The organism is Janibacter sp. CFPM2_SD2 (assembly GCF_057364645.1).
Window position 1 is genome coordinate 1 of record NZ_JBNFOF010000110.1, and the last position, 10065, is coordinate 10065.

General features: G+C 70.8%; 10 protein-coding genes. 6 read left to right on the forward strand and 4 right to left on the reverse strand.

Annotation, left to right across the window (positions count from 1 at the left end; translation table 11 throughout):
* Positions 1-24 precede the first annotated feature (24 nt).
* Complete coding sequence (locus AC2W7J_RS11140) at positions 25-1044, reverse strand: iron-containing alcohol dehydrogenase (protein WP_485982426.1); 1020 nt, start codon at positions 1042-1044, stop codon at positions 25-27.
* A 170-nt stretch (positions 1045-1214) separates the two neighbouring features.
* Here AC2W7J_RS11140 and exaC point away from each other — a divergent pair, with 170 nt between their 5' ends.
* The 6 genes from exaC to AC2W7J_RS11170 all read left to right on the forward strand — a co-directional run bounded on the left by exaC (position 1215) and on the right by AC2W7J_RS11170 (position 7202).
* On the forward strand, positions 1215-2738 hold the full coding sequence (gene exaC, locus AC2W7J_RS11145) for an acetaldehyde dehydrogenase ExaC (RefSeq protein WP_255184528.1): 1524 nt from the start codon (positions 1215-1217) through the stop codon (positions 2736-2738).
* A 29-nt stretch (positions 2739-2767) separates the two neighbouring features.
* The gene (locus AC2W7J_RS11150) at positions 2768-3142 is read left to right on the forward strand and encodes a DUF779 domain-containing protein (protein WP_255184529.1); all 375 of its coding nucleotides are present in this window, start codon (positions 2768-2770) and stop codon (positions 3140-3142) included.
* Between the two features lie 193 nt (positions 3143-3335).
* The gene (gene ilvA, locus AC2W7J_RS11155; protein WP_485982428.1) at positions 3336-4586 is read left to right on the forward strand and encodes a threonine ammonia-lyase IlvA; all 1251 of its coding nucleotides are present in this window, start codon (positions 3336-3338) and stop codon (positions 4584-4586) included.
* Between the two features lie 66 nt (positions 4587-4652).
* Positions 4653-4934, forward strand: a complete 282-nt coding sequence (locus AC2W7J_RS11160; protein ID WP_072625692.1) for a metal-sensitive transcriptional regulator — start codon at positions 4653-4655, stop codon at positions 4932-4934.
* A gap of 61 nt (positions 4935-4995) precedes the next feature.
* Positions 4996-6384, forward strand: a complete 1389-nt coding sequence (locus tag AC2W7J_RS11165) for a heavy metal translocating P-type ATPase (RefSeq protein ID WP_485982430.1) — start codon at positions 4996-4998, stop codon at positions 6382-6384.
* Positions 6294-7202 (forward strand): heavy metal translocating P-type ATPase, encoded by a 909-nt coding sequence (locus AC2W7J_RS11170; RefSeq protein ID WP_485982432.1) that lies wholly within the window; start codon positions 6294-6296, stop codon positions 7200-7202. Before AC2W7J_RS11165 ends, AC2W7J_RS11170 begins: the two co-directional genes overlap by 91 nt.
* A 383-nt stretch (positions 7203-7585) precedes the next feature.
* Here AC2W7J_RS11170 and AC2W7J_RS11175 read toward each other — a convergent pair whose 3' ends face one another.
* The 3 genes from AC2W7J_RS11175 to AC2W7J_RS11185 form a co-directional block, all read right to left on the reverse strand.
* Positions 7586-8812, reverse strand: a complete 1227-nt coding sequence (locus AC2W7J_RS11175; protein ID WP_485982434.1) for an ABC transporter permease — start codon at positions 8810-8812, stop codon at positions 7586-7588.
* Positions 8809-9726, reverse strand: coding sequence for an ABC transporter ATP-binding protein (locus AC2W7J_RS11180; protein WP_485982436.1), 918 nt, complete (start codon positions 9724-9726; stop codon positions 8809-8811). Before AC2W7J_RS11180 ends, AC2W7J_RS11175 begins: the two co-directional genes overlap by 4 nt.
* Before the next feature lie 90 nt (positions 9727-9816).
* A complete protein-coding gene (locus AC2W7J_RS11185) occupies positions 9817-10017 on the reverse strand; it encodes a response regulator transcription factor (RefSeq protein WP_485982438.1) in 201 nt (66 codons plus the stop codon).
* Positions 10018-10065: the final 48 nt, after the last annotated feature.

The following is a 10065-nucleotide window of genomic DNA, read 5'->3' on the forward strand; positions in this document are numbered from 1 at the left end:
CGTCGCCCGGCACGTCGCCGACGGTCAGCCCGGGCCGAGCGCGCCAGCCCGACGAAGCGGTCGGGCGCCGCACGGGCGTTGTAGCGGATGACGTGCGGGCAGCAGCACGCCGTTGATCACCCCGTGGGGTGCGTCGAGGAGGCCGCCGACCTGGTGGCTCATCGCGTGCGTCGCGCCGAGGATCGCGTTGGTGAAGGCCATGCCGGCCTGCAGGCTCGCCTGCGCCATCTTGCCCCGTGCCCCGAGGTCGAGGGGGTGGTCCATCGTCTCGCGCAGGTGGCCGCAGACGAGCCCCACGGCGCTCAGCGCCTGACCGTCGGCGATCGGGTTGTGCGCCCGGGAGACGTACGACTCGACGGCATGGGTCAGCGCGTCGAGACCGGTCGCGGCGTTGAGGTCCTCGGGCATCGTCGTGAGCAGCCGCGGGTCGGTGATCGAGATGTCCGGGACGAGGGCGCGGCCCATGATCGTCAGCTTCACCCGGCGGTCGGTGTCGGTGACGATGCAGAACTGCGAGACGTCGGCGCCCGTGCCCGAGGTGCTCGGGATGATGAGCACCGGCGGGATCGGCGCGTCGACCTTGTCGATACCCGCATAGTCGCGGATGTCGCCGCCGTTGCCCGCAAGGACCGCGACCCCCTTCGCCGCGTCGGCACAGGAACCCCCTCCGATGGCGACGATGACGTCACCACCCACCTCGAGGTAGCGCTCGTAGGCGGCGGCGATCTCGTGGTCCTTGGGGTTGGGAGTCACCGAGGTCCACACCGTCGGCTGGAGACCCTCGGCCCGGAGGAGCAGGACGAGCTCGTCGACCCAGCCCGCCTCGACGATGCCCGGGTCCGAGACGACGAATGGACGCTGCGCGCCCAATCGCGCTGCGGCACGGCCGGATTCGTCGAGCGAGCCGGGGCCGAAGAGGATCTCCGGGGCGTGGAACTTCAGGAGGAAGGGGCCGTCGGACGGACCGGTCACCTCGGACGCGGACTCCGGGTCCGCGTGTCGGTGTCGGCTCGTCGTCGTCGACGTGATCCCTCCCGGTCTCATCCGGTCACCGTAGCCCCACGTCGGGGTGCACGGTAGGTCGACGGAGCAGACCTACCCGATCGGGTAGGTGGGTGCGCACGCGACCAACCTTCGACCAACCTCCCCCGTCCTACGGTCGGCCCAGGACGACTTCGCAACGGTGCGTCGTCGATTGACCCCAGGAGGCAGACATGGCCGTCTACAGCCCGCCCGGCAGCTCGGACTCGACCATCGAGGTCAAGGAGCAGTACGACAACTTCATCGGTGGCGAGTGGGTCGCCCCGGTGAACGGCGAGTACTTCGACAACATCACCCCGGTGACCGGTCAGGTCTTCACCCGGGTCGCCCGTAGCACCGCCGAGGACATCGACAAGGCGCTGGACGCCGCGCACGCCGCCAAGGACGCGTGGGGCCGCACCTCGACCACCGACCGCTCCAACATCCTGCTCAAGATCGCCGACACCATCGAGGCCAACCTCGAGGACATCGCGGTCATCGAGACCTGGGACAACGGCAAGGCCGTGCGCGAGACGCTCGCCGCCGACATCCCGCTCGCGGTCGACCACTTCCGCTACTTCGCCGGCGCGATCCGTGCCCAGGAAGGCAGCATCTCGGAGATCGACCACAACACGATGGCCTACCACTTCCACGAGCCTCTCGGCGTCGTCGGTCAGATCATCCCGTGGAACTTCCCGATCCTCATGGGCGTGTGGAAGATCGCCCCGGCGCTGGCCGCCGGCAACTGCATCGTCCTCAAGCCGGCCGAGCAGACCCCGTGGTCGATCCTCAAGGTCGTCGAGCTCATCGCCGACCTGCTGCCCCCGGGCGTGCTCAACGTCGTCAACGGCTTCGGCGTCGAGGCCGGCAAGCCGCTCGCGTCCAGTCCCCGCATCGCCAAGATCGCCTTCACCGGCGAGACGACCACCGGCCGGCTGATCATGCAGTACGCCAGCCAGAACATCATCCCCGTCACCCTCGAGCTCGGCGGCAAGTCGCCCAACGTCTTCTTCGACGACGTCGCGGCCGAGCAGGACGCCTTCTACGACAAGGCGCTCGAGGGCTTCACGATGTTCGCCCTCAACCAGGGCGAGATCTGCACCTGCCCCTCCCGCGCGCTCGTGCAGCAGGGCATGTACGAGCAGTTCGTCGGCGACGCCGTCAAGCGCGTCGAGGCGATCACGCAGGGCAACCCGCTCGACACCGAGACGACGATGGGCGCCCAGGCGAGCAACGACCAGTTCGAGAAGATCAAGAGCTACCTGGCGATCGGCCGCGAGGAGGGCGCCAAGGTGCTCACCGGTGGCGAGTCGGTCGACCTCGGCGGCGACCTGTCCGGCGGCTACTACATCGCGCCGACGGTCTTCGAGGGCAAGAACTCGATGCGGATCTTCCAGGAGGAGATCTTCGGACCGGTCGTCTCGCTGACCTCCTTCGCCGACGAGGCCGAGGCGCTGCAGATCGCCAACGACACCCTCTACGGCCTCGGCGCCGGCGTCTGGTCGCGCAGCGCACACACGACCTTCGCCATGGGGCGCGGGATCCAGGCCGGTCGCGTGTGGACCAACTGCTACCACCAGTACCCGGCCCACGCGGCCTTCGGTGGCTACAAGCAGTCGGGCATCGGGCGCGAGAACCACAAGATGATGCTCGAGCACTACCAGCAGACGAAGAACCTGCTCGTCAGCTACGACCAGAACAAGCTCGGCTTCTTCTGATCGAGCCGGACCGAAGGGAGTCCCCCGCCATGGGTGCACGCGTCGACCTCACCGACGAGGCAGGAGCGCTGCTCGCGAAGCTCGAGCAGCGCCACGGCCCGCTGATGTTTCACCAGAGCGGCGGCTGCTGCGACGGGTCGTCGCCGATGTGCTACCCGGCGGGGGACTTCCTGACCAGCGAGGCCGACATCAACCTCGGCACGCTCACCGGCGAGGGCTTCACCCCGATCGAGTTCTGGATGAGCGTGTCGCAGTACGAGTACTGGAAGCACACCCACCTCACGGTCGACGTCGTCCCGGGGCGCGGTTCCGGCTTCTCGGTCGAGGCACCCGAGGGCGTGCGCTTCCTCATCCGGTCGCGCCTGATGACCGAGGACGAGCTGCGGGAGTTCGACCTGCTGTAGCGGGCTTCGCGGCTCGCTGGCGCTCGCACCTCAGCCACCGTGGGTCGAGGTGGCCGAGCGCCAGCGAGGCCCTCGAGACCGCGCACCAGGTCTCGAGGCTCGTCGCAGAGCTCCTCACACCTCGACCACCGGTGTGGACGGGGCGGGTGAGACGGGCCGGGCCGGGGCGACCGGGCGCGACTACGGTGGGCAGGTGACCGCCCCGCTTCTCACCGCTGCCGCCGTCGACGAGGCGGCAGCCCTGCTCGCCGATGTCCTGCCGCCGACCCCGCTGCACCGCAGCGAGCGCCTGTCGGCCGCGACCGGCGCCGACGTCTGGCTCAAGCGCGAGGACCTGCAGCCGGTGCGGTCCTACAAGTTGCGAGGCGCCTTCACCCTCATCGCCCACCTCAGCGAGGAGCAGCGCGCGAAGGGAGTCGTCGCCGCCTCCGCGGGCAACCACGCCCAGGGGGTCGCCTTCGCCGGCCAGCGCCTCGGCGTCAAGGCGCGGATCTACCTGCCGCGCAATACTCCTCGGCAGAAGCGCGACCGCGTCGCAACCCTCGGCGGCGACATGGTCGACGTCATCGTCACCGGTGAGGTCTACGACGACGCAGCACGCGCAGCCGCGGCAGACGCTGCGGAGTCCGGTGCTGTCGTCGTGCCGGCCTTCGACGCCTTCGACACCATGGCCGGTCAGGGCACGGTCGCCGTCGAGATCGCCCGCCAGATCGGCCGCACCCCCGACCTCGTCACCGTGCCCGTCGGCGGGGGCGGGCTGCTCGGCGGGATGGCGACGTGGATGGCGGCCCACTCCTCGAGCACGCGGCTCGTCGGGGTCGAGCCCGAGGACGCCGCCTCGATGGCCGCCGCCCTGGCCGCCGGGGCTCCGGTCGACCTCGAGACGGTCTCCCCCTTCGTCGACGGGGCGGCGGTGCGGCGGGTCGGCGACCTGACCCACGCGGCGGTCGACGCCACCGGCACCGAGCTGACGTCCGTCGCCGAGGGCGCGATCTGCGTCGAGATGCTCGCGATGTACCAGACCGACGGGATCATCGCCGAGCCCGCCGGTGCCATGGCGACCACGGTCCTCGCCGACCTCGACATCACGCCCGGGTCGACCGTCGTCGCCGTCGTCTCGGGCGGCAACAACGACGTCTCGCGCTACGCCGAGATCGTCGAGCGGGCGCTCATCCACGAGGGCCGCAAGCACTACTTCCTCGTCGACTTCCCGCAGGAGCCGGGCGCGCTGCGGCGCTTCCTCGACGAGGTGCTCGGGCCGGACGACGACATCGCCTACTTCGAGTACGTCAAGCGGAGCAACCGCGAGACCGGGCCAGCGCTCGTCGGCCTCGAGCTCGGCCACCCCCGCGACCTGCTGCCGCTGCTCGCCCGCATGGAGACCTCGCCGCTCACGATCGAGCGGGTCGACCCGGGCAGCCCCCTCTTCCGCTTCATCGGCTGAGGGCCTTCGGCGGAATACCCCCGGGGGGTATCCTGTTGGCCAGTGCACGACCCCCAGGAGGATCACATGGCCGGCTACAGCGGCAGCAAGGACGACTACCTCAAGCGGCTGCGCCGCGTCGAGGGGCAGATCCGCGGCATCTCGCGGATGGTCGAGGAGGACACCTACTGCATCGACATCCTCACCCAGGTGTCGGCGGCGACCAAGGCGCTGCAGGCCGTGAGCCTGGGCCTGCTCGAGGACCACGTCGGGCACTGCGTCGTCGACGCCGCGAAGGAGTCCGACGAGGCCGCAGCCGAGAAGGTGGCCGAGGCCAGCGCCGCCATCGCCCGCCTCGTCCGCTCCTGAGCGGCGACGCGCCCCCTTCGCCTCCCTGACCCTCCAGACCCGACCCGGGACAATGAGCCGCATGAGCACCACCACCGCGTCCGACCCCGTCGCCGAGCCCGAGGCGTCCGACCGCAGCGTCGACCTGGCGATCACCGGCATGACCTGCGCGTCGTGCAGCGCCCGCATCGAGCGCAACCTCGGCAAGATCGACGGCGTCACGGCCACGGTCAACCTCGCCACCGAGCGGGCGAACGTGACCCACCCGGCCGACGTCCCGGTGGACGAGCTCATCAAGACCGTCGAGGCCTCCGGCTACGGCGCCTCGGTCCTCGAGCGCGAGTCGCGCCTCACTCCCCCGACCCACACCCCGGTCGAACGCGACGACCTCAAGCGGCGCGCGGTGGTCGCCGGCGGACTGGCCCTCGTCGTCCTCGTGCTCGCGATGGGTCCCTGGGACTTCGCCGCCAACCCGTGGATCCAGTGGCTGCTCGCCACGCCGGTCGTCGCGTGGGCGGCCTGGCCCTTCCACAAGGCCGCATACCTCAACGCGCGCCAGCTCGCCTCGACGATGGACACCCTCGTCAGCCTCGGTGTGAGCGCCGCCTACGCGTGGTCGACGGTCACCCTCCTCACGGGCGCCGGAACCGACGGGCACTACTACTTCGAGACCGCGGCGGTCATCACCGCCTTCCTGCTCATCGGGCGCTGGCTGGAGGCCCGCAGCCGCGACGAGGGGCGCTCCGCCCTCACCGAGCTCATGGACCTCGGGTCGAAGGGGGTCGCCGTCCAGCGGATCGACTCCCGCAGCCGGGCGACGACCGAGGTGATCCTGCCCCTCGACGAGCTGCAGGTGGGCGACCACTTCATCGTGCGCCCGGGTGAGAAGGTCGCCACCGACGGTCGCATCGTCGACGGGTCGAGCTCCATCGACACCTCCCTCGTCACCGGCGAGTCGGTGCCGGTCGACGTGCGCTCCGGCGACCACGTCGACGCCGGCACGGTCAACACCTCCGGGCGGCTCGTCGTCGAGGCGACCGCCGTCGGTGCGGACACGACCTATGCGCAGATCGTGCGGCTGGTCGAGCAGGCCCAGACGGGCAAGGCCGACGTCCAGCGGCTGGCGGACCGGGTCTCCTCGGTCTTCGTGCCGGTCGTCCTCGGGCTCGCGCTGCTCACCTTCGTCGGGTGGTGGATCGGCTCGGGCTCGGCGACGACCGCCCTCGGGGTCGCCGTCTCGGTCCTGATCATCGCCTGCCCCTGCGCGCTCGGCCTCGCGACGCCGATGGCGCTGCTCGTCGGCACGAGCCGCGGCGCGCAGCGCGGCGTGCTCATCAAGGCGCCCAGGTGCTCGAGGACACGCGCAGCGTCGACACTCTCGTGCTCGACAAGACCGGCACGATCACGACCGGCGTCGCCCAGGTCACCGACCTCGCCGCCGCGCCGGGGCTGCACCCGGCGGCCGTGCTGACCGCTGCCGCGGCCGTCGAGACGGGCAGCGAGCACCCGATCGCCCGGGCCATCGTGCGTCGGGCCCAGGACAAGGGCATCAAGATCCCGGCGATCCGTGACTTCGAGGCGCTGCCCGGGTCGGGCGCCGTGGCGACGATCAAGAACACGCGGGTCACCGTCGGGCGCGCCGACCTCTTCGACGAGGTGCCGGCCGAGCTCGCGACCCTCGAACGTCCCGGCACGACGGTCTTCGTCGGCTGGGACGGCATCGCCCGCGGAGCGCTGACGGTGGCCGACGAGATCCGCGAGACCTCTGGCGACGCGATCCGCGCGCTGCGGGCCGAGGGGCTCGAGGTGTGGCTGCTCAGCGGCGACAACGAGCACAACGCGACGACCATCGCGGCCCAGGTCGGCATCGAGCCCGAGCACGTCGTCGCGGACGTGCGGCCGCAGGACAAGCACGACGTCATCGCCGACCTGCAGGAGCAGGGGCGGGTCGTGGCCATGGTCGGCGACGGGGTCAACGACGCCGCCGCGATCGTCAAGGCCGACCTCGGCATGGCGATGGGTACCGGCACCGACGTCGCGATGGAGTCGGCCGACATCGTCCTCGTGCACGCCGACCTCGAATCGGTCCCCCGCGCCATGCAGCTCTCCCGAGAGACGCTCGCGACCATCAAGCAGAACCTCGGCTGGGCCTTCGGCTACAACATCGTGGCGATCCCGATGGCGATGGCCGGGCTGCTCAACCCGATGATCGCCGGCGCCGCCATGGCCCTGAGCTCGATCCTCGTCGTGCTCAACTCCCTTCGCCTGCGCGGCTCGATCTCGGACTGAGCCAGCGCACGAGGTGCCGGGCTGCGGACCAGCCGGGCCCATACGCCGCTGCTCCAGAGTACGAGCCAGCCCACGAGGTGCTGGCCTGGCGACCCAGCCAGGCCATACGCCGCTGCTCCAAAGTACGAGCCGCGCGAACCCTGACTCGCCGTACGGAGCAGCGGCGTAGCCCGTCCCGAGGCTCCCCACCCCCGTCACCCGGCCACCACTCCCGGCCCGAAGTACGGAGCAACGGCGTAGCCACTCCCCCGCGCCCCCCGGGGGTCCCGCGCAATGCCGCCCGCCCGCCCCCGGGCAGACGATCGGCCGGCACACCCCTGACAGGTGCCCGGCGATCGAGTTCGGGGCCGCCGGCGCCGCGCTGCGGCGCCGGCGGCGGGTGCTCACAGCTCGGCGTTCCACGCCTCCTTGTAGGTGAGCTTGCCGCCCGTCTGCATCAGGGCCCGGCGGTAGATGCGCTCGGCGACGAGGATGACGCCGGCGGTGACCACCGCGAGGATCCCCAGGCTGATCAGGGCGTGCCACCACTGCGACTCCCCCGACACCAGGCGCATCGGCTGCAGGACCGCCGAGAAGGGCGGGATCCACGCGAGGACCTCGACGACGCGGCCGGTGGCAAACATCGCGCCGAAGAACATGAACATCAGCAGCATCGTCACGGGCATCGACGTCGACTGGATGTCCTCCTGGCGCGAGGCGAGCGCGCCGGCCACCGCGTAGAGCGCGGCGATCATCGTGAAGCCCGCGATGAAGAAGACGACGAACCACGCCAGCCCGCTCGTGAAGCTCGGCAGCATGTCACCCCAGTCGGTGAAGCTCACCCCGACGACCGCCACGGCCGCGTAGAGCAGCAGCTGGGCCACAGCGAGCACGACGGCCGCGATGAGCTTGCCGAAGAGCAGGTGCCGCAGCGGGATCGACGTCGCGATGATCTCGACGATGCGCGACTGCTTCTCCTCGGTGACGCTCATGGCGAGGTACATCCCGAAGATCACCGCGGACATGTAGAAGAGGATCGCCATGCCGAAGCCCACCGCCTTGGCGATGCCCTGCTGCTCGGCGTCACCATCGAGGATGTCGGTCGTGACGGCGGTCCCCTGTTGGAGGGTGGCGACGTCGGTGCCGGCCTTCTCGGCATTGGCGGCGAGCACGGTGCTGCTCACCGTCTCGGTGGCGATGTCCCGCAGCCCAGCGCTGACCTCCGAGCGACCGACGAGCTCCCAGCCGTCGTCGGCGGGGTGCAGCCAGGCGTCGGCGGACTCGTCCATGACGGCGGCCCTGGCGGCCTGCGCGTCGTCGACGTCGACGAGCGTGATCGTCACCTTGTCGTCGATGTCGGGAGCGGCCGCGACGATCGACTCCCCCATCTGCTGCGACTGGGTGGTGACGGCGAGCTCGTAGGTGACCTCCTTGTTGGCATTCCACGCCTGGAATCCGAAGACCGCGACGAGGATGACGAGCGACAGCAGGGTCGACCCGATGAAGGTCTTGTCCCGCAGCCGCACCGACAGCTCACGCTGGGCGACGAGGGCCCAGGCGCTGCGGGTCGAGGTGGACTCGGTGCCCGACCCCGTCGAGGTGGGCGAAGGGGAGGTCGTCACGGTGCTCATGCCGTCACCTCCCGATAGACCTCGGACAGCGGCGGCACGATCGGCGTCAGCTCTGTGACGCCCCCTCGGCGCAGCCCTTCGGCGAGGACCTCGCCGAGCACCCGCTGGCGCTCGGCCTCGGCGTCGGCCGAGAGGTCGAGGATGGCCGTCGGGCCGTCGACGTCGAGCGCGGTGACCCCTGCGACGTCACGCACCCAGCCGGCGTCACGCACCGCGACGAGCTTGTGCCGGCGCGGGGCGCCACCCCGCAGCTCGGTGGGCGTGCCGGTGGCGCGCACCGTCCCCTTCGCGAGGATGACGAGCTGGTCGCACAGCCGGTCGACGAGGTCGAGCTGGTGGCTGGAGAAGAGCACGGGCACCCCGCGCGCCGTGTGCTCGCGCAGCAGATCGGCCATCGAGTCCACGGCGTCGGGGTCGAGGCCGGAGAAGGGCTCGTCGAGGATGAGCGCCGCCGGCTCGATCATCAGCGCGGCGGCGATCTGCACCCGCTGCTGGTTGCCGAGCGAGAGCGACTCGACGGTGTCGTCGGTGCGCTCGCCGAGGCCGAGGCGCTCGAGGAGGGTCATGACCGACTCCCGCGAGCGCCGGGCGCTCAGGCCGCGCAGCTGGCCGAGGTAGATCAGCTGGTCGGCGACCTTCTGCTTCGGGTAGAGCCCGCGCTCCTCCGGCATGTAGCCGATGGTGCGCTGGTCGGCGGCGGTGATCGGCCGGTCGCCCCAGAGGACCCGCCCCTCGGAGATCGTGAGGACGCCCATGATCATGCGCATCGTCGTCGTCTTGCCGGCGCCGTTGCCTCCGACGAACCCGGTCATCTGCCCCTGCGGCACCGTGAAGTCGACGTGGTCGACGGCGGTGAAGTCACCGAACCGTCGCGTCAGCCCCTCCACGGTGATCGTCTGCGGTCTCCTGTCCATGCCCCCAACGCTAGGGAGCACGGCGCGTCCGCAGATCAGCCACGGGGATGATCTTGGGACGAAGGGGGTCTCCCCCCACGGGTGGAGCGCTCAGCCCGCGATGCCCGCCTCGTGCGCGATGATCACCGCGCCGACCCGGTCACGCACCTGGAGCTTGGCGAAGATGCTCGACACGTGCGTCTTGACCGTCGCGGCGCCGATGACGAGGTCGGCAGCGATCTCGGAGTTGGAGCGGCCGGCGCCGATGAGGCGCAGCACCTCCAGCTCGCGCTCGGTGAGCTGGCCGAGCAGGTCGGCGTGCCCGGCCCGGCCCGCTGCCGGCGGCGGGCGCGGTCATCT

Coding starts and splice junctions, on each gene's coding strand:
- AC2W7J_RS11140 (WP_485982426.1), bottom strand. CDS start 1,044: ATGAGACCGGGAGGGATCACGTCGACGACGACGAGCCGACACCGACAC.
- AC2W7J_RS11180 (WP_485982436.1), bottom strand. CDS start 9,726: ATGGACAGGAGACCGCAGACGATCACCGTGGAGGGGCTGACGCGACGG.
- AC2W7J_RS11165 (WP_485982430.1), top strand. CDS start 4,996: ATGAGCACCACCACCGCGTCCGACCCCGTCGCCGAGCCCGAGGCGTCC.
- AC2W7J_RS11150 (WP_255184529.1), top strand. CDS start 2,768: ATGGGTGCACGCGTCGACCTCACCGACGAGGCAGGAGCGCTGCTCGCG.
- AC2W7J_RS11160 (WP_072625692.1), top strand. CDS start 4,653: ATGGCCGGCTACAGCGGCAGCAAGGACGACTACCTCAAGCGGCTGCGC.
- AC2W7J_RS11175 (WP_485982434.1), bottom strand. CDS start 8,812: ATGAGCACCGTGACGACCTCCCCTTCGCCCACCTCGACGGGGTCGGGC.
- exaC (WP_255184528.1), top strand. CDS start 1,215: ATGGCCGTCTACAGCCCGCCCGGCAGCTCGGACTCGACCATCGAGGTC.